Raw genomic sequence first — 18,615 nt, forward strand, 5'->3', positions numbered from 1 at the left:
TCCCGATCAGCTGCAACACCATCCGGGCAAGGATCCGACCCGATGGAGGGGAACAGACCGTGGCCGACGCATGGCTGCCTGGCGCCGGACGCCTGCATACCGCGCATGACGGTGGATCGCTCAAGGGCGGCGCGCCTCGTGCGGTCTGGCATACCAGCGAGAACGACCCGCGCCGGATCTCCGCCCGCTCGGTGGCCCAGCGCCTCGAGCAGCAGGGACAGAGCGCCCACCTCGTGTGGAACCCCTGCAGCGGCGAGATCGTGCAGATGGTGCCCGCCACGCGGGCCGCGAGGTTCCTTCCCGGGGAGGTGGGCCGCGAGGGCCGCGTCTGTGTCCAGATCCTCGTCGTCGGGCTCTCCCACGAGCCGTTCACGGCGGGGCCCCTGAGCGGCCTGGACAGGATCGTCGGGTGGCTCGACGGATGGCACGTGCCGCGCCGCTGGCCCGCCGGCCCGCCGCTGCCCCGGCCGGAGGCGTACGACGCCGTCCGCGGGCGCCGGCCCTGGGCGCGCGGCGGACACTTCGGCGCCTCCCAGGTGCCCGGGGCGTCCTCCTCCGATCCCGGCCGGATCGACACCTCGAAGATCACCGGTCCGGAGGCGCCCGTGGGGATTCCCCGGCCCCGGGTGGCGCCCGGTGAGGAGACCGCCGCGGCCGACCCCGACGCGCTGCTCAGCCGGCGGCAGCACGCGCCGGACCGGAGAGAGCCTCCCGGACCAGCGCACGTATCAGCGAACAGCCGCTCTTGACCTGCGCGAGCGTGGCGGCGCCATAGCCGATCTCGATGCCGTGCACGGCCGGCGGCCCGCCGAACCGGCGTTCCATCGTGTCGAGCAGGACACCGCGCTCCGCCGCGCGCTCGACGACCAGGGTCGCGGCGTCCGGCGGCAGTTCGAGGACGATGTGCAGCCCGGCGGTCTCCCCCCGGAGCGGAAGGTCGCCGAGCGCGTCGACCACGGCCGCCCGGCGCCGCGCGTACTCCGCCCGCATCCGGCGCACGTGCCGGTCCAGGTCGCCGCGCTCGATCAGGATGCGCACGGCCTCCTGGGGGACCGCCGCCGTACGGTCGTTGACGCGCTCCCGCAGGGCCGTGATCGCCGCGACGAGATCCGGGCGCGCCACCAGCCAGCCGACGCCGACGTCGGGCGCCAGCGTCTTCGAGGTGGTGCCGAGGTAGACCGTCACCTCCGGATCCAGCCCGTACAGCGCGGGCAGCGGCGCCACGTCGTACCGGAACTCGCTGTCGTAGTCGTCCTCGGCGATCAGCGCGCCGTTGCGCCGCGCCCACGCCAGCAGCGCCTGACGGCGCGGCACGGGCAGCCGGCCGCCGAGCGGGTACTGGTGCGACGGCGTCGTGTAGACGATGCGGAGCCCGTCGGGCAGCGCGTCGACGATCAGCCCGGACTCGTCCACCGGGCACGGCACCACCTCCGCGCCCCGCGTCGCCAGCGTCGCCCGCGCCTTGGTGTAGCCCGGTTCCTCGACACCGACCCGGTCGCCGGGCCGCAGGACCACGGCTCCGAGGAGATCCAGGCCGTTCGTGGCGCCCCGCGTGACCAGGACCCGGTCCACCGGGCACGAGACGCCGCGGCTGCGCCGCAGGTAGTCGACGAGCGCGGCGCGCAGCCCGGGCAGGCCGCGCGGGTCCGGCCGCCCGGCCGGGGTGACGGTCGCCGCCAGCCGCCAGGCGCGCCGCCACGCGGGCGTGTCCAGCCCGTGGATCCAGGGGATGCCGGGTCGCAGGTCGATGACGGCCCCCTCGGCCGGCGACGGGTCGGCGGGCACCGGCCGGGCCGCGCGGAGGAACCCGCCGCTCGGCGGCGCGATGTCGGCGACGTACGTGCCCGATCCGTGCCGGCCCTCGATCCAGCCCTCGGCGTACAGTTGCTCGTACGCCTCGGTGACCACGGTGCGGCTGACGCCCAGGGCGGACGCCAGAGCCCGGCTCGAGGGGAGCCGTTCGCCGGCCTTCAGGCGCCCGTCGGCCATCGCCGAGCGCAACTGCCCGCCGAGCTGGACGCTGAGCGGCATCCCGGCCTCGCGATCGACGACGAGGGGCAGGTCGAAGTGGTCCCGCGACAAAGTGGTTCCTTTTTTCGGTGCGGAAGTGGCCATACCTGTCAGACCACTTCGACCCTACCGTCGTGGCCATGACCACTCCGCCGCCGTCCGAGGCGCCCCCTGCCGCTCCCGCGATCTCCGGCACCGAGCGCACCCGGGTGCGCCGCCTCTCCGAGCGCGCCGCCACCGACCGGCAGGCGCTGTACGACGTCCTCGACGCCGGGCGCATCTGCCACCTCGGTGTGATCGTCGACGGCTCGCCGCGGGTCCTGCCGACGGGGTACGGCCGCGCCGGGGACACTCTCTACCTGCATGGTTCGACGGGCGCCGCCAGCCTGCGGACGGAGGGTGAGATCTGCGTCACGGTCACCCACCTCGACGGGCTCGTCCTGGCGCGCTCGCTCTTCCACCACTCGCTCAACTACCGCAGCGCCGTGATCTACGGACGGCCCCGGCCCGTCACCGACCCGGACGAGAAGCTCGCCGGGCTCCGCGCCGTGGTGGAGAACCTCACCCCCGGCCGCTGGGACGTCGCCCGCCTCCCCACCCGCAAGGAACTCGCCGCGACCGCCGTCCTCGCCCTGCCGCTCGATGAGGCGTCGGTGAAGCTCCGCCAGGGCCCGCCCGGGGACGAGGAGGAGGACTACGCGCTGGACGTCTGGGCGGGCGTGCTGCCGGTCCGGGAGGTCCTCGGCGAGCCGGTTCCCGACCCTCGGCTGCGGCCGGGGATCAGGTATTCCGAAGAGTGATATGACCCACATACCCTGACCCCATGACTCCTGCGGGCTGGTACCGCGATCCGTACGGTGATCCGGCACTTCTGCGCTGGTGGGACGGCCACCAGTGGACCCAGACGACGCAACCGTTCGGCGGAGGCCCCCAGGCGCCCTGGGACGGCGCGCCGGCGTGGGCCCCGCCCGGCGGCGGACCGCCACCCCAGGAGGGGGCGGCCTCCGGCCCGGGCGAGCCCGCCGCGCGAGCGGAAGGGAACCCGGAGGCGGCCGGACCTCCGGCGCGGGCGGAGGAGAGCCCGGACGCGAGCGATCCCGCGGCGCAGGCCGACGGAGGCCCGGACGGGAGTGAACCCGCCGCGGGGGACGAGGGAGCTCCGGACCCGAGCGGATCCACGGCGCGCACCGAGGACGGTCCGGACGCGAGCGCATCCGCCGCGCGGGCCGAGGGGAGCTCGGACGCGAGTGGTCCCGCTCCGAGGGCCGAAGAGGGAGTCCCTGGCGCGGCCGGACCGGCGACGCAGGCCTGGGAGGGCCCCGGCGGGGGCGCGCAGGCATGGCAAGGCCCCGGCGGGAGTGGGCCGGCGACGCAGACGTGGGGCGGCCCGGGCACGGCGGCCGCCCCACCCGCCTGGGGACCGGTGAGCCCGGGAGGCGCTCCGGCCTGGCCGGGAGCGGGCCCGGGACAGCCCTCCTGGCCGGGATCAGGTCCGGGACAGGCGGGCTGGCCGGGAGCGGCCCCGGGGCAGGCGGCTTGGCCCGAAGCGGGTCCGGGACAGGCGGGTCCGGGGCAGGCGGGCTGGCCGGGAGCGGGTCCGGGCCAGGCGGCCCCGCCGCCGTGGGCCCACCCGGGACCGGAGGCCGGCCGAAGCCGCGGCCGGCTCCCCCTCCTGATCGGCGGCGGCGCCGCCGTTATGATCATCATCACGGTCGTCGCGGTCCTCCTCGCCACGAACGTCTTCGGCGGGAGCGACGACAAGACCGGCCGGTCACCGGTCGTCGCGACCATCACCGACGCCCAGGCCGGCATCTCCTACCCCCGCCTCGGCGGAACGTGGCGGACCGAGACCGTCACTCCGAGCGGCACCCTGGGCAAGCTCGGCTTCGACCAGGGCGAGACCGCCACCGTCATGGCCGACTTCCAGAACGGCCAGCCGTACCTCGCCAGCGTCTACAGCGGCGTCAGCACCGACATCTCCACCGACCCTCTGCAGACCAAGGCCAAGACCGTTTTCGCGGCCCTGGAGCCGGCGGCCTACCCCGCCCACACCCGCCAGGACCTGGCCTCCGAGTCCCACCCCGTCGGCGGACACGACGGCTGGCTCCTCAAGGTCCGGCTGGCCTTCCCCCAGGCCGGGTCACAGCACTGGAACTTCCGTACGGAGACGGCCGCGCTCGTGCTCGTCGACCGCGGGAACGGCCAGGCGCCGGCGGAGTTCTACGTCTCGATTCCGGACAGTCACAAGCGCCAGGGCGACCTCGATCTGCTCCTGACCTCACTCAAAGTGTCCTGACAGGACTTATGGTGAAGGTCATGAACGACCGGCTGGTCTGGATCGACTGTGAAATGACCGGGCTCGACCTGCGGCGCGATGCGCTGATCGAGATCGCCGCCCTGGTGACCGACAGTGAGCTCAACATCCTCGACGTGGGCATCGACTTGGTGATCAAGCCTCCCCAGGACGCCGTGGAGCAGATGTCGAAGGTCGTGCGCGACATGCACACGGCCTCCGGGCTGCTCGACGTGCTGCCCGGCGGCATCACCCTGGCGGAGGCGGAGAACCGCGTCCTGGAGTACGTCCGCTCCCACGTCCCCGGGGTCAAGAAGGCCCCCTTGTGCGGCAACTCCATCGCGACCGACCGGTCCTTCCTCGCTCGCGACATGCCCGCCCTGGACGCCCACCTGCACTACCGCATGATCGACGTGTCGTCGATCAAGGAGCTGGCCCGCCGCTGGTACCCCCGGGCGTACTTCGCCAGTCCCGAGAAGAAGGGCGGCCACCGCGCCCTCGCCGACATCACCGAAAGCATCACCGAGCTCCGCTACTACCGCGAGGCCGTGTTCGTTCCCCAGCCGGGACCGGACTCCGAGACGGCCCGCGCCATCGCGGCGAATATCGGTGACCGATGAGGTCCCGAAAGCCGCTACACTTCATCACGCCGCCTCGTGCGGACATGGTGGGTGTAGCTCAGTTGGCAGAGCACCAGGTTGTGGTCCTGGGTGTCGGGGGTTCAAGTCCCCTCACTCACCCCAAGATGACGGCCCCGGCGCGTTCGCGCCGGGGCCGTCGGCCTTTTCCGGTGCCCCACGGCCTTCGTCTCCCTTCCGACCCCGCCCGGCTCACGTCCCCCCGTGACCGCGTCCCCCGGAGGCAGGATGAGTTCCGACGGTCCGCTGCCGCTCCGTGTCATGGTCGTCGACGGCGACCCGGCCCTGATCTCGCTGCTGCAGGACAGCGACGAGCTCGACGTGGTGAACGAGCCCGGTGAGCCCACAGCGCCCGGAGAGGCCCTGGAGGCGGCGGAACGCCTGAGACCGGACCTCGTGATCGTCGGGCCGGAGTTCGCGGCTCACGCGGCTCCTCTGAGTCGCAGAGTGCGCGTCTTCGTGGTCTGCAACGAGCCCACCGCCGCGTCGGCGGCCCTCCGCGAGGGCGCGAGCGCGCACCTCACCCCCGATCGGTTCACCGCCCGCGAACTCCTCCAGGTCTTCCGCGACGCCGATCGCGCCGACCTCGACCTGTCCGCCCGCGAGGCCGAGGTCATGGACCTGATCGCCGGCGGCCACTCCAATGGCGAGATCGCCCGGGAACTGTTCCTCAGCGAGAAGACGGTCAAGAACCACGTGAACCGCATCTACGCCAAGCTCAGGGTCGGCTCACGAGCGGCCGCAATCACCCTCTGGCGGGCCCGCCCCCGACCCCGCTGACCTGGGCCGACGGCAGCGGATCATTCGATTCGCAACTAGGGCAAGGAGGCTGCTAGAGTTACGGACGTCGCAAGCGCCGCTAGCTCAATTGGCAGAGCAGCGGACTCTTAATCCGCGGGTTCGGGGTTCAAGTCCCTGGCGGCGCACCCGTCCTGACCTGGGCGTTCTCGGTTCCACCGGGAGCGCCCAGTGTCTGTTTTAGGGGCGGTTTGGCGACCACGTGTGCTCCATATGTGCTCGCGTGCCGTGATCTTGGTAAATCGACGCCGGACGCCGCCTCGGCGGCATGGTGCGCGACGCCGACCCCGAGCTCGCCGCCGTTCTCCCCGGTGCACGCACCGTCGAGCTCCCCGGCCAGGGGCACTACTGCCACGCGACGTCCCCGGCGCTCATCGGCACCCACCTGCGCGACTTCTTCGACGGCGCCGGATAGCGCGCGGCGCGAACCACGAACGTTCAGCGGGCTCGTGTGCTGTGGCTGTGGGGTCAGGAGGACGAGGCGGTGCCGGTCAACTCGCGGAGGGTCGTGAGTTCAAGCCGTGTGGGCGGTTCGGTGGTGCGCAGGTTACGGGACACGCGCAGGGGCCAGCCGGTGTGCTCCCGTACGGTGTCCACGTCGACGCCCGGATGCAGGTGGGTGAGGATGAGTTCCCGGCCGTCGGGGTCGGGGCGGAGCACCCCTAGGTCGGTGATGACCGCGCGGGGTCCCTTGCCGGTGATGCCGAGTCGGTGGCGGGAGTCCGGCTCGCTGAGGCCGATGCTCGTGACGAAGTCGAGCGATTCAACGAACGCCCGTCTGCTGTGGCGGATGACCACGACGACCTCTCGGGCACCGGAGGCGATCTCGGGCGCTCCGCCTGCGCCGGGCAGGCGGACCGCGGGGGCGTCGTAGGGACCGATGACGGTGGTATTGATGTTGCCGTGGCGGTCGAGCTGGGCGGCGCCGAGGAAGCCCACGTCGATGCGTCCGCCCTGGAGCCAGTACGCGAAGATCTCGGGTACCGGGACCACCGCGTCGGCGGTGGAGGCGAGTTCTCCGTCGCCGATCGACAGGGGCGGTGCCGTCGGCTTGGCGCCGATCGTGCCCGACTCATAGATCAGGACCAGGCTGGGGGCGTGGGTGTGACGGGCGAGGTTGGCGGCCAGGCTGGGCAATCCGATCCCGACGAAGCACACTGTGTCGTCGCTGAGTTCGCGGGCCGCGGTGACCGTCATGATCTCGTCACGACTCGCGCCGCGTGGCGTCTCGGGGAGATCGGAGGTTAGGGACAGAGGTTTCATCTCTGAGCCGTCCTTACGGCGTGGTCGGCGTCGAGCAGGGCGAGGTGCTCGGCGAAGGTCCGGGTCTCCAGTACGTGGGCGCGCATCCAGTCGAGGAAGCGGGTGCGGTCGCGGCTGATGGGATCCCACGCGGTGTAGAAGTCGTTGTCGCGGTCGTAGTAGCCCATGGCGTACGAGGGGTGTGCTCCGCGTGGTTCGACCGACACGGCGGTCACGGCGAACGAGGGCAGGACGAGGGTGCAGCGCGGATCGAGCGTCTCGACCCGTTCTTCGACGGTGACCAGTGCGCGTCTGGCGGCGAGCACGGCCTCTTTCTGCACGCCGGGGATGCCCCTGATGCCGACGTTGCCGTGCCGGTCGACCTGCTGGGCGTGCACCACGGCGATGTCCAGGGCCAAGGCGCGTACCGCGGTGAGGCGTTGCCCGGTGAACGGGCAGGTGATCGGGGTGACCGTGTCGGTGTGCGTCGGCAGGTCGGTGCCGAGGTAGCCGCGCAGGACGCCGAAGGGTAGACCGGAGGCGGCGGCGACGTAGCGCGCCGCCATCCCGGCGTGGGTGTGCTCCTCGATCGACAGTCGGTTGGGCCAGGCGTGTTCGACGGCGTCGCGGAAGCGGTGCAGCGATCCGACGCCGGGGTTGCCGCCCCAGGAGAAGATCAGGCGACTCGCCACGCCCATGCCGATCATCTGGTCGTACAGGACGTCGGGCGTCATTCGTACCAGCGTCAGCCCGGTGCGGCGCTGTCTGATGATCTCGTGTCCGGCGGCGTAGGGGATCAGGTGGGTGAAGCCTTCGAGGGCGACCGTGTCCCCGTCATGGATCAGGGTCGCCACCGCTTCGGCGAGCGGCAGCACATGGGGGGTTGCCATGGCGGCTCCGTTCCTTGGACGAGTTGGGAAATGCGGTTCAGGACGTCGCGCCGGATAGCGGCACACGCCAGGGGTCGTAGGCGTAGACCTCCTGAACCGTGAGGGACTTGGTTCCGGCCCGTGCCGAGCGCAGGAACGTGTTCGCGCGCGAACCCGCCTGGATCGCTCCGGTACGGGCGATCCGCGCCCGCTCGTACCGGGTGAGCGCCGCGGGCAGCTCGTCGGCCGCCACCCCTTGAAGGCAGCGGGACAGCACCGCCGCGTCCTCAAGGGCCATCGCCGACCCCTGGGCCATGAAGGGCAGCATGGGATGCGCGGCGTCGCCGAGCAGCGTCACGCGGTCCGCGGTCCAGCGGAGCAGCGGGTCCCTGTCATACAGGGCCGAGCGCATGAGGGCACCGGTCTGCGCCACCAACCAGCCCACCTGGGGCACGAAGTCGTCGAGGGCCGCGACCAGGTCGGCGATCGACCCCGCTGCGGTCCAGGACTCCTCGGTCCATTCCGTGGCGGGGATCGGGGCGACGTAGTTGAGTTCCGCACCGCCCGAGACCCAGTAATGCACCAGATGCCGGTCCTCGCCCCACCATTTGGCGGCCTCGGGTCCTACGCCCAGCCGGTCGATCCGTTCTCGTGGGATCAGGCCACGGTAGGCCACCATTCCCGAGAAGCGGGGCCGTGTCCCGCCGAAGATGACTCCCCGCACCGTGGAGTGGATGCCGTCGGCCCCGATCACGGCGTCCGCGTGCGCCCGGCCACCGTCCTCGAAGCTCAGGTGCACCTGCTCCCCTGCCATGGTCAGGCCGGTCAACCGGCGGCCACGGTGCACCGTGCAGACGGCCCGTGCCGCGTCGGCGAGGACATCGTGTAGGTCGCCGCGGTGGATGTGCAGGTACGGAGTGCCATACCGCCGGGCGATGTCGTCGCCGAGCGATTCCTCCCTGGTGACGGTACCGGTGTGGGCGTCATAGCTGCGCCAGGCGGTCGGCCTGCTCGCCGTCGCGCGTACGGCCGTGAGCAGGCCGAGGCCGTGCAGCGCCGCAGTGGCGTTCGGGGCCAACTGCAGCCCGGCCCCGACCCGCTTGAAGCGGCGTACCTGCTCGAAGACCTCCACGTGCAGGCCCGCCTTCGACAGCGCCACGGCCGTCGCAAGTCCTCCGATCCCGGCTCCTATGATCGCGACGTGCACGCGGTGTTCCGAGCCGGAGTGCTGGACCTGCGTCATCCCGTACCTCCTCGCATGGGTCTGCCGTGCTTCCGTGGGCTCATGGCCGGCTTCGCGCCCCGTCCCTCTCACGCCGTGTCTGGACGACGGCCGGCGAGTGCGTGTTCGAGCAGGCGCTCGATGTCGTCGGCGGTGACGGGGCGGGGGTTCGGCCGGGGCTCGACGCGCCCGGCGACCACAGGGAGGTGTTCTGGTCGTACGCCGAGGGAGGCCAGGTCGGTGGCGATCCCATTGCGGTCGGCCAGGTCCCAGAGCAGCGCGGCGGGATCGCCGCCCGGTGCGCCGAGCGCCTCGGCCAGGCGAGCGGTCTCCCGCGGTAGCGCCGTGGCGTTCAGCGCGACGACGTGCGGCAGTACGACCGAGTGGGTGTCGGCGTGGGGCAGGCCGAGTAGGCCTCCGAGCACGTGACAGATCCGGTGGTTCAGTCCGGTTCCGGTCCCCGCCAGCGCGGTGCCGGCGAGGAAGGCTCCGAACTGCAGGCGGCCGCGCCCTTCGACGTCGGACGGGTGGGCCATGACGAGCGGCAGGCCGGCGTGGATGTGGCGCACCGCCTCCAGCGCCAGCGCGGAGGTCACCGGGTCGGCGTCGGGTGCGGTCAGGGCGGCGACGCAGTGCGCCAGCGAGTTGAAGGCACTCGGCCCGGTGACGGCGAGGGGCAGCCCGGTCGTCAGCTCCGGGTCGTACACCACGACCTTGGGGCGTACGTTCGGATCCCGGCCGGTCACCTTCCGGTCCCCGTCGGTCAGGCCGTACACCGTGGTCATCTCCGACCCGGCGTAGGTCGTCGGTACGGCCACCAGCGGCACCGGTCTCTTCCGGACGACCGCCTTGCCGAGGCCGGTCGCCGACCCGCCGCCGAGACACACGACGCAGTCGGCTGCCGCACTCTCCACCGCCTTGCCCGCACGCTCGGCCAACTCCACCGGCACGTGCTGCGCGATCTCGTCCCACCGGCCGACCAGCCGGGTGCCCAGCGAGCGCCGTGCCGTCTCCGCGCCCGGTGCGTTGCGGTCCGCGATGAGGAAGATCCGCTTCGCGCCGAGCAACGCCGTCTCATCACCCACCGAATCGACACGGCCGGGGCCGAACACCACCCGCGCCTGCCACGATTCGTAGACGAACGCCTCGTTTTCCACCTCGGCACCCCCATCCGCGTCATTCGCGCCGGTCGTCGAAGAGTTCACCCACCGATGCGGCCACGGCGGCCGGATCCCCGGCGACGCCGATGGCGGCCGGGTCGGTGGGCAGGCCGAGTCGATCGGCGAAGCCGGTGAGCACCCGATCCGCCGGCGTGTCGGCGCCGGACACCTCGGTCAGGGCTTGCCGCGCCGCCTCCGCCGCCGGGCCGGGCGACCCCAGCGCCCCGGCCGCCACGTACCCCAGCACGGCTCCGTGGTCCACCAGGTACCGACCGCCCAGTCGTTCGGCCAGCACCGTGAGCGGTCCCGCTCCGTGTTCGCGTTGCGCGGTCCCCGCCACCCCGGCGGCACGCAGCGCCTGTTCCCGCAGCGACAGATCGTCGGGCCGGTCCAGGAGCGGCGGCAGGGCCGACCACAGCGCGCGCAGGGCCGAGCGCACCGACGCGTGATCGCCTCGGGGTTTGCAGAGCGCCTCCAGGCAGTGGACGACGGCGGTCATCCCGCTGGACGCGGTCAGAGCCGCCGGCGTCCGGACGGTGACGGCCGGGTCGCGGAGGACGAGACGGGGCAGGGCGCGCTCGTTACGCTGGCTCTCCTTGCCCTTTTCGGTCGTGACCAGGAAACGGTCGGTCATCTCCGCGCCCGCGTACGTCGTGGGCACCGCGATCAGCGGAAGCCGCAGCGCGAAGGCGATGACCTTTCCGTAGCCGATGGCGGACCCGCCGCCGATGCTGATCACCCCGTCGGCGTGGATCTCCTGTGCGGAGGCGACCGCCAGGTTCGCCTCCTTGGCGGGTACGTGCGGCACCGGATGCGAGAACCGCCCGGCCCAGCGGTGTCCCAGCAGCCCTCTCGCCTCGTCGGCCAGCGCGTCGACGGCCCCGCCGGCGACCACGATCGCCCGGCGCACGTTCATCTCGTCGCACCTGCCGGGGAGTTCCTCGAAGGCTCCCCGGCAGGAGACGACCAGCGGAGTGGCGTCCGACGCGGTGACGGACTCGATCATCGGACGGCCTGCCGCTGTTCGGTCGTCACGGACACCGTCAGCGCTCGGCGCCGTGGCCGTCGGGCGTGTACTTGAGCTGGTATCGCTCGTATCGGTCCGCGCCGACCGCGCTCAGCGCCGCGGGCACCGGGTCGGCGTCCTGGAGGAAGGGCTCCTCCTCGTCGCAGGGGTGCGTCCAGGTGGCGAACTCCAGCGCGATGCCGTTGACCGGGTCGTCGAAGTAGATCGAGTGGCAGAAGCCGTGGTCCAGCTCGCTCTTGATCTTGATGCCGTTGGACTCCAGCAGTTCCTTGGCCTTCTGCAGCTCCGCCTCGGATGGCACCGTGATGGCGAGGTGGTTGCCCGCGCCCAGCAGAGAGTTGTCGGCCGGGACGTCGGTGTCCTTGAACTCGAAGAAGGCGATGGTGTCCTGTGCGCTGATGCGGAAGAAGTAGTGGCGGCTACCGCCCAGATTGCCAGGGACCGCGCCCGGGAACGGGTCGGGGTCGGGGAGCTGGAGCGTCACGACGACGGGGAAACCGAGCAGCCCGTTGTAGAACTTGACGGTCTCCTCCATGTCGTTGGTGACGAACGCCATGTGATGGCAGCCGGTCGTACGGACTCCCATGGGGCCTCCTTTGCGTGCGCCCGAAGGATGCGGGACGCCGAGAGGTGTATCTCGATGTGTTGCACGCTACGACCATCTCATTGCTACATCAATGAATGCGTTACGATATCCGGCGGATTTCTCGTTTCGTCAACGCGACGCCGCCGGATGCCCGGCGTGCCCCAGCCGGCTCCACAGCGACACGAGCCGGTCGACCTCCGTCTCCGACAGGTGGGCGATGAACAGCCGCCGCACCCCGGCGAAATGAACGTCCATCGCGCGCCGCAGCAGGCGGTCGCCGCCGTCCGTGAGCACGGCCTCGACCGCCTGCCGCCCTCGGCTGTTGACCCGTCGCACCAGCCCGCGATCCTCGAGCCGGTCGACCATGCGGGTGATCCCGCTGGGGGTGACCAGGACCGCGCTCGCCAGGTCCTTCATCCGCCGCCGCCGCCCCGGCGCGATCCACAACTGGTAGAGCACGTCGAACTCGTTGACGTTCAGCCGGGCCTGACGCCGCAGGTCCTCGTCGAGCATCGGCAGCAGTCGGCTCTGCACCTCTAGCATGCCCCGCCAGGCCAGCAGCTCCCGCGCCGTCAGATGCGGCACGCTCCGCTCCCGATCCGGATCGGCGCGGCTCCCCGGATCGGCGGCGGTCGCGTCGTTCTGGGGCTCCGTCACGCCGGCCTGGCGGGCGCGGTAGGCGCGCTGCCGGCATGCGGCCGAGCAGTACCGGGACGGCCGGCCCGGCCCGCCCGACCGCAGTTCACCGCCGCACACTGGACACACTCCCGCTCTGTGGTCATGCGGCAAGGCGTTCTCCCTCTCCGACGACGCGGCCGACATGACCGACCTCCGGCAGCGTTATGAAACTTCCGCACGGTAGATTACGTCACGCCGACACCGCCGATCACGCCGATGCGACTTTTCCCGGCCGCACCGCCGAGCCTCCGCCACGTGGCGGGGCCGTACCGAAATCCTCATCCGTGTTCGTCCGTGTCATCGACAAAACGTGCGTCGCGCCCTGATCCCTCAGGCGCCTTCGGGAGAGCCGCTCTCGGTGTCCGGCGGGGCGTCTCCTCGACGATCGGCGTTCCACCAGTCGCGCAGCCAGGCGGCGGCCTCCGCCTGGGCCTTCGCGGCTCGCGCCGCCTCCTCCGTGATCTCGGGGTCGAGGATGCGGTCCCCGCCGCCCGTCAGCACCGCGTTGGTGCGCTCGTCGGGCGTCACCACGGTCACGTCGGCACCCGACCGGCGGAGCCCGGCGACCTCGATGTCGAGCGTGGCATTGGGCAGCGGGGCCAGGATGAGCACCCGCTCGTACGCTCCCGGCGCCGGCGGGGTGATGAGGTCGGCGTTGGTGCTCGACCGTACGCCGCCGTCCACCCACGTCCGGCCGCGCATCAGCACGGGCGCCGCCGCCCCGGGCGCGGCGGTGGTGGCGGCGATCCCCTCCGTCAGGGCGAGCCCGTCCGACCGCCCCCACACGTGCGGGCGGCCGGTCGCTGCGTCGGCGCAGACCATTCGCAACGGTGCCGGCCATGGGGCGTCCGGCAGCCATCGCGACCACACGGCGGCCGCCTCGGCGACGGACCTGGGCTCCGCGCTCCGCGCGGCCTGCGCCGCGATGTGCCGTATCTCCTGCTCCGTTGGGTGTCCCGCCCCGGTGGAGTGACCCATCCGGCCCAGCAACGACCGGTCCATGTGCCAGGGCTGGGAGGCGTGCCACGCGGCCCGGTCCCGCATGGCCACGGCGAACCGCGCGAGCGGTTCGCCCGCCGACAGCCAGGCTCCCAGCACCGCGCCGGCGGAGGTCCCCAGGAGCTCGTCGGCGGCCCGCAACTCGACCTGCCGTTCCAACAGTCCCTCGGTCAGCGCACCGAGCCAGGCAGCGCCGGCCGGGCCGCCGCCGCCGAGTACCAGCTTCCTCCGCATCGCGGTCCTCCTCTCTGTTCGCCCTGCTCAGCGGCCTGAGCCATCACCGATGTCGAGGCGCAGGTGCGGGATACATGCCAGGACGCGACCGAATGTCTCGGGGGTGAAGTCCCCGCCGCGGGCGGCCAGGTAGCCGTCCGGGCGCACCAGGATCCAGTCGCCGGCGCCGGCTCCCAGGGTCTGGTGCAGCCGCTGGTCGGGATCGTGGATCGTCGCGGCGGAGCCCGGCGCGCGGTCGTTCTCGGGCCGGTGTGGGCTGATCAGGTGCGTCCGCAGCCAGGCCGGAGCGTCGTGCGGGGGCTCGGCGGGGGCGAAGACCAGCAGGTGCCAGGACGGTTGGCGGATCGCCCCGCGCAGCGCGGTCCAGCCGGGAGTGTCGGCGTCGGCCGCGTCGACCTGGGTCAGTCGCTCGCCCGGTCGCGGGCCGGTGGCGTCGGGGACCGTGTCGCCCCCGACGGTGAGCGGGCTGTCGGCATAGTTCAGGGCCAGGCCGGACATGCCGCGAATGAGCTGGCGCAGGAAGGCATAGTCGGAGTCGCGGCCGTCCTCCTCGGTGGTCATGGCGACCTCCATCACCTCACCGGTGGAGGCGAGAAGGGCCTGGCCGACCGGGACGCGTTCGGCGTCGTAGGTCTCCAGCAGATCGGGGTCCGCCTGGCCGTGCAGCACCATGGCGAGCTTCCAGGCCAGGTTGTAGGCGTCCTGGATGCTGGTGTTCATGCCCTGCCCGGACGCCGGCGAGTGGACGTGGGCGGCGTCCCCGGAGACGAAGCACCGCCCGACGTGCATGGCGGGCACGGCCCGCTGTTGGATGGTGAACGTCGACACCCATGTGGGCGTCTCCACACGGGTCTCCCGGCCGAGCGCCTGCGAGAACTTGGCGCTGAAACGCGCGGCGACCTCCTCGGGCCGGTCCGGATCGCCCTCCCCGGTGGTGTCCAGCAACCGCCACTTGTGCGGGTCGGGGAATGGGAACAGCATCACCAGGCCCTCGGGCGGGAACATCCAGTGCAGTCCGTCTCGCGCCACCGGGGTGTCGACGATCGCGTCGGCGATCAGCCACGTATAGGTGGACTCTCCCTGCAGCGGCAGCTTCAGGGTTTTGCGCACGAGCGAGTGCCCGCCGTCACAACCCCACAGGTACTTCGCTCGTACGATCTCCTCTGCTCCCCCGGCGTGGTTCAGCACCGCACGCACGCCCTCGTCGTCCTGAGTGAAGGAGCTCAGTCCGGTGTCCCACTCGACCGTCACCCCCGCCACCGCCGCGTGACCGCGCAGCACCCGCTCGGTGATGACCTGATCCACCATGAACATGTACGGGAAGCGGGTAGCCAGCCCGTCGTAGTCGTACTCCAGCCGGAACGGCCCGTCCTCCAGGTGCCGCACGAAGGCGTTCACCCGGATCCCGAACGGCGCGATGTCGCCCAGGATCCCCATCTGGTCGTACACCTCCAAGGTCCGGGAGTGAGTGTTGAGTGCCCTGCTGGTGGTGGCCGGACCTTCCTTGATGTCCACCACTCGTACGTCCACGCCCCACCGCGCCAACTGCAGGGCCGCGGTCAGTCCCACCGGTCCGGCTCCAGCGATCAACACGTCCACGTCGTAGTCCGACGACATCGGGATTCTCCTCAGTGTCACCTATGCTGACACTGGCAACGGTACTACCGTACGGTCGCGAAGGGGGAAGAGATGTCCCAACCCGATCAGACAATGGGCGCACCGCTGGTCGCCCTCCTCCAGCGGCGCACCCGCTGGTTCCAGGAGGCGCTCGTGACCCGCCTGGACCAGGCCGGTGTCGGCCCCATCACCGCAGCGCACACGTTGGTGCTGGCGCATCTGAGCGACCGCGACACCACCCTCAGCATCGCCGAACTGGCCCGTCTGGCGGGAGTGACCCGCCAGACCATGCACCGCGCGGTCCGGCAGCTCACCACAGAGGGTCTCGTCACGGCCGACGATGGCGCGGGCTTCCCCCGCACCACGCTCATCCGCATCACCGAGGCCGGCCTCAGCCGCCGCCGGATCGCCTCCCGCATCCTCACCGACCTGGAGAGCGAGCTCGCCGGACACCTCGGGCCCGACCTCACCGCCGCGCTGCGCGACGCCCTCAGCCGCCCATGGCCCACCCTCACGCCGGAGAAGGACCATGAACCGATGGGCGGGTTCCGTTAGGTCTCCATCGTGGACACGATGTCGGAGCGCTACGCGTTCAATGTCGCATCAGCGATGCAGGCGATGTTCGCCTCCCAACTGGTGGGCGTCTACCTGCATGGCTCTGCCGTGCTCGGCGGATTCGACGCACGTCGTAGCGATGTCGACGTCCTCGCCGTGTGCGATGGCCCGATGAGGGCAGCGCAGCAGCCGGCCGTCGCTGAAGCGCTGAGCGAACAACGCTTGCCCTGCTCACGGGCTGGAGCTGAGCATCGTCACGCTCCAGACCGCTCGGCACCCTACGGCTGAGCCGGCATTCGAGCTGCACCTAACGACTGCGCCTGAGGACACCAAGGCCGTCGGCCTCGTCCGCCCGGCCCAGTTCGCCGAGCATTGCAGTGATGGCGGGGTGGTGCCCCTCAAGGCTCCGCAGGCCGGCCACCAAGACGTCGATGCAGAGCCGGACGATGTCGTCTAGGTGTACTGACCCATGAGGTTGGTGACGCGGCTGGCGGGTGGAAGGCCTCCGAGTGCGGTGTGGCTGCGGTGATGGTTGTACATGTGCAGCCAGGGTGCAAGGGCGGCGCGGCGTTCGGCTTCTGAGGTGTAGGGGCGGGCGTAGGCCCATTCGTCGGCCAGGGTGCGGTGGAAGCGTTCGACCTTGCCGTTGGTCTGGGGCCGGTAGGGGCGGGTGCGCTTGTGGGTGATGCCGGCGGCGGTGAGGGCGTCGCGCCAGGCGAAGGATTTGTAGCAGCCGCCGTTGTCGGTCAGGATCCGCCGCACGGTGATCCCGCAGCCGGTGAAGTAGGCGTGAGCGCGTTGGAAGAACGCGACGGCGGTCTCTTTGCGTTCGTCGTCCAAGATCTCGGTGTAGGCCAGGCGGGAGTGGTCATCGAGGGCGGTGTGCAGGTAGCCATAGCCCAGGTGTGCTCCGCCGTGCCGGTCGCGGGTGGCGCCGGGGGTGGTGGCCCGGTTGCGTTTGCCGGGGCCGCGGCCGGTGACGCGCCAGCCGCCGCCGTCGGGGATGTTGCCCAGTTTCTTGACGTCGATGTGGATCAGGTCGCCGGGCCGGTCGTGTTCGTAGCGGCGGATCCGGCGGCCGGTTCCTCGGTCCAGGCAGGTCAGGCGCGGGCAGTGGTAGCGGGTCAGGACCCGGTGCACCGTGCTGGGGTTCAGGCCCAGCCGGCCGGCGATCCGGGCCGGTCCCAGCCGGTGGGTCAGGCGGAGTTTGATGATCCGCTGCTCGGTTTTGCGCGGGGTCCGGGACGGGTTGTGGTGCGGACGGCTGGAGCGGTCGGTCATCCCGGCGGCGCCCTGCTGCCGGTACCGGTCCGCCCACCGCTTGGCCGTCGTGGCCGAGACCTGGAACCGCTCGGCCGCCCGTGCCAGCGGCCACTTGTCCTCCACGACGCAACGCGCCAGCTCCAACCGGCCCCGGGGCGTGAGTTTGGCGTTAGCGTGGACCATCAAGGACCTCCAGGACGAGATGTGCATGTTGTGGTGACACACACCTCGCCAGGAGGTCCTCCCTATTTCAAGATCATCCAGCCGTGTCGCCGTTACCAACGTCCGTGGTCAGTACATCTAGGGCCTGTCTCGAAGTGCGGCTTGTGTCCGGGATGGCGGCGTGTCGTGATCGTTAAGGAGTGAGGCCTCCGGTGGTTGGTTCAGCGACCAAGCAGAACCTGTAACCGGAGGCCTCGTGGCCACCCTAGCGGTGACGAGGCGGTTCGACCTGACTGATGCGCAATGGGCGAGGCTGGAACCCCTGCTGCCCGTGCCCTCCCGGCCAGGCCGGCCGTCGAAGTGGACGAAACGCCAGCTCATCGACGGGATCCGCTGGCGGGTCCGTGTCGGGGCGCCCTGGCGGGTCCGTGTCGGGGCGCCCTGGCGGGTCCGTGTCGGGGCGCCCTGGCGGGACGTGCCGGAGTGTTACGGCTCCTGGCAAGCGGTCTATGGATTGTTCCGCCGCTGGCAGCGAGCCGGTGTCTGGCAACGGATCATCACCGGGCTCCAAGCACGAGCCGACGCGGCCGGTCTGATCACCTGGGATGTCAGCGTGGACTGCACGGTCGCCCGGGCCCACCAGCACGCCGCCGGGGCCCGCACCCGCCCTGATCAGCAGAACGAGCTTCCAGGCGGCGGCCTGGCCGAAGAGCCGGCAGATCACGCGCTGGGCCGCTCACGCGGCGGGTTGACCACCAAGCTGCACCTGAGCTGCGAGCAAGGTCAAAAGCCGATGTCGATCGTGGTGACCGGCGGGCAACGCGGGGACAGCCCGCAGTTCATCGGAGTCCTGGCCGCCATCTGCGTGCCCCGGCTGGGAAGCGGCCGGCCCCGGACCCGCCCGGACCGGGTCTTGGCCGACAAGGCCTACACCTCCCGCGCCAACCGCGCTCACCTGCGCCGCCGCGGGATCAAGGCCACGATCCCCAGCAAGGCCGACCAGGACGCCGCCCGGCGCCGCAAAGGCTCCAACGGTGGCCGGCCGCCCGCCTTCGACGCGGTCTTGTACCGGCAGCGTCACGCGGTCGAGTGCGGCATCAACCGGCTCAAGCGCAACCGCGCCGTCGCGACCAGGTACGACTGTGAGGATGTTCGGGTGCCGCCTCGGGTGGTGGTCTGACCCGCGTTACGACTGGCCATGGTGCCTTGAGTTTGATCTGTCGGCCGCCACACCGGGGCGGTGCTTGCTGCCGCTGGACCGG

20 protein-coding genes and 2 tRNA genes are annotated in these 18,615 nt (G+C 71.4%); 11 read left to right on the plus strand and 11 right to left on the minus strand.

What is annotated here, in order from left to right:
* Positions 1–59 precede the first annotated feature (59 nt).
* Positions 60–749 carry a hypothetical protein gene (locus tag NE234_RS36845; protein ID WP_252785583.1) on the plus strand — a complete coding sequence of 230 codons (690 nt, stop codon included), beginning with the start codon at positions 60–62 and terminating at the stop codon, positions 747–749.
* Here NE234_RS36845 and pdxR read toward each other — a convergent pair.
* A complete protein-coding gene (pdxR, locus tag NE234_RS36850; RefSeq protein WP_308206970.1) occupies positions 673–2,082 on the minus strand; it encodes a MocR-like pyridoxine biosynthesis transcription factor PdxR in 1,410 nt (469 codons plus the stop codon). The genes NE234_RS36845 and pdxR overlap by 77 nt on opposite strands.
* 68 nt (positions 2,083–2,150) lie before the next feature.
* Between pdxR and NE234_RS36855 the strand changes: the two genes are divergently transcribed.
* From NE234_RS36855 to NE234_RS36885, 7 genes are all read left to right on the plus strand, one after another.
* The gene (locus NE234_RS36855) at positions 2,151–2,810 is read left to right on the plus strand and encodes a pyridoxamine 5'-phosphate oxidase family protein (protein ID WP_252785584.1); all 660 of its coding nucleotides are present in this window, start codon (positions 2,151–2,153) and stop codon (positions 2,808–2,810) included.
* A gap of 896 nt (positions 2,811–3,706) precedes the next feature.
* A complete protein-coding gene (locus NE234_RS36860; RefSeq protein ID WP_252785585.1) occupies positions 3,707–4,306 on the plus strand; it encodes a hypothetical protein in 600 nt (199 codons plus the stop codon).
* A gap of 20 nt (positions 4,307–4,326) precedes the next feature.
* Positions 4,327–4,923: an oligoribonuclease gene (orn, locus tag NE234_RS36865; protein ID WP_252785586.1), complete on the plus strand. Its 597-nt coding sequence runs from the start codon at positions 4,327–4,329 to the stop codon at positions 4,921–4,923.
* Positions 4,924–4,970: 47 nt separating this feature from the next.
* Positions 4,971–5,046 (plus strand) — tRNA-His (locus tag NE234_RS36870).
* Between the two features lie 123 nt (positions 5,047–5,169).
* Positions 5,170–5,721, plus strand: coding sequence for a response regulator transcription factor (locus tag NE234_RS36875; RefSeq protein WP_252785587.1), 552 nt, complete (start codon positions 5,170–5,172; stop codon positions 5,719–5,721).
* A gap of 73 nt (positions 5,722–5,794) precedes the next feature.
* Positions 5,795–5,867: transfer RNA gene (locus tag NE234_RS36880), tRNA-Lys, on the plus strand.
* A 140-nt stretch (positions 5,868–6,007) separates the two neighbouring features.
* Positions 6,008–6,154: an alpha/beta fold hydrolase gene (locus NE234_RS36885; RefSeq protein WP_252785588.1), complete on the plus strand. Its 147-nt coding sequence runs from the start codon at positions 6,008–6,010 to the stop codon at positions 6,152–6,154.
* Between the two features lie 53 nt (positions 6,155–6,207).
* Here the strand turns inward: NE234_RS36885 and NE234_RS36890 are convergent, their stop codons facing one another.
* The 9 genes from NE234_RS36890 to NE234_RS36930 all read right to left on the minus strand — a co-directional run bounded on the left by NE234_RS36890 (position 6,208) and on the right by NE234_RS36930 (position 15,373).
* On the minus strand, positions 6,208–6,936 hold the full coding sequence (locus tag NE234_RS36890; RefSeq protein WP_308206971.1) for a CoA-transferase subunit beta: 729 nt from the start codon (positions 6,934–6,936) through the stop codon (positions 6,208–6,210).
* A gap of 62 nt (positions 6,937–6,998) precedes the next feature.
* The gene (locus NE234_RS36895) at positions 6,999–7,871 is read right to left on the minus strand and encodes a CoA transferase subunit A (RefSeq protein WP_252785590.1); all 873 of its coding nucleotides are present in this window, start codon (positions 7,869–7,871) and stop codon (positions 6,999–7,001) included.
* Between the two features lie 37 nt (positions 7,872–7,908).
* On the minus strand, positions 7,909–9,093 hold the full coding sequence (locus tag NE234_RS36900; protein ID WP_252785591.1) for an FAD-dependent monooxygenase: 1,185 nt from the start codon (positions 9,091–9,093) through the stop codon (positions 7,909–7,911).
* Between the two features lie 68 nt (positions 9,094–9,161).
* The gene (locus tag NE234_RS36905; RefSeq protein ID WP_252785592.1) at positions 9,162–10,229 is read right to left on the minus strand and encodes a maleylacetate reductase; all 1,068 of its coding nucleotides are present in this window, start codon (positions 10,227–10,229) and stop codon (positions 9,162–9,164) included.
* A gap of 19 nt (positions 10,230–10,248) precedes the next feature.
* A complete protein-coding gene (locus tag NE234_RS36910; protein WP_252785593.1) occupies positions 10,249–11,238 on the minus strand; it encodes an iron-containing alcohol dehydrogenase in 990 nt (329 codons plus the stop codon).
* A gap of 37 nt (positions 11,239–11,275) precedes the next feature.
* Positions 11,276–11,845 carry a VOC family protein gene (locus tag NE234_RS36915; RefSeq protein WP_252785594.1) on the minus strand — a complete coding sequence of 190 codons (570 nt, stop codon included), beginning with the start codon at positions 11,843–11,845 and terminating at the stop codon, positions 11,276–11,278.
* A 129-nt stretch (positions 11,846–11,974) separates the two neighbouring features.
* Positions 11,975–12,601, minus strand: coding sequence for a MarR family winged helix-turn-helix transcriptional regulator (locus NE234_RS45635; RefSeq protein ID WP_252785595.1), 627 nt, complete (start codon positions 12,599–12,601; stop codon positions 11,975–11,977).
* Between the two features lie 252 nt (positions 12,602–12,853).
* Entirely contained in the window at positions 12,854–13,756 is a 903-nt protein-coding gene (locus NE234_RS36925; RefSeq protein ID WP_252785596.1) for a patatin-like phospholipase family protein, read from the minus strand.
* 27 nt (positions 13,757–13,783) lie between these two features.
* Positions 13,784–15,373 carry an FAD-dependent monooxygenase gene (locus tag NE234_RS36930; RefSeq protein ID WP_252785597.1) on the minus strand — a complete coding sequence of 530 codons (1,590 nt, stop codon included), beginning with the start codon at positions 15,371–15,373 and terminating at the stop codon, positions 13,784–13,786.
* Between the two features lie 72 nt (positions 15,374–15,445).
* Between NE234_RS36930 and NE234_RS36935 the strand changes: the two genes are divergently transcribed.
* Positions 15,446–15,928 carry a MarR family winged helix-turn-helix transcriptional regulator gene (locus NE234_RS36935; RefSeq protein ID WP_252785598.1) on the plus strand — a complete coding sequence of 161 codons (483 nt, stop codon included), beginning with the start codon at positions 15,446–15,448 and terminating at the stop codon, positions 15,926–15,928.
* A gap of 9 nt (positions 15,929–15,937) precedes the next feature.
* Complete coding sequence (locus tag NE234_RS36940) at positions 15,938–16,216, plus strand: nucleotidyltransferase domain-containing protein (protein ID WP_252785599.1); 279 nt, start codon at positions 15,938–15,940, stop codon at positions 16,214–16,216.
* Positions 16,217–16,381: 165 nt separating this feature from the next.
* On the opposite strand, the gene NE234_RS36945 is transcribed toward NE234_RS36940, so the two are convergent.
* Positions 16,382–17,374: an IS481 family transposase gene (locus tag NE234_RS36945; RefSeq protein ID WP_252785600.1), complete on the minus strand. Its 993-nt coding sequence runs from the start codon at positions 17,372–17,374 to the stop codon at positions 16,382–16,384.
* 235 nt (positions 17,375–17,609) lie between these two features.
* Between NE234_RS36945 and NE234_RS36950 the strand changes: the two genes are divergently transcribed.
* Positions 17,610–18,533, plus strand: coding sequence for an IS5 family transposase (locus NE234_RS36950; RefSeq protein WP_252785601.1), 924 nt, complete (start codon positions 17,610–17,612; stop codon positions 18,531–18,533).
* The last annotated feature ends 82 nt before the right edge of the window (positions 18,534–18,615 follow it).

Source organism: Actinoallomurus rhizosphaericola (assembly GCF_024055675.1).
Classification (GTDB): domain Bacteria; phylum Actinomycetota; class Actinomycetes; order Streptosporangiales; family Streptosporangiaceae; genus Actinoallomurus; species Actinoallomurus soli.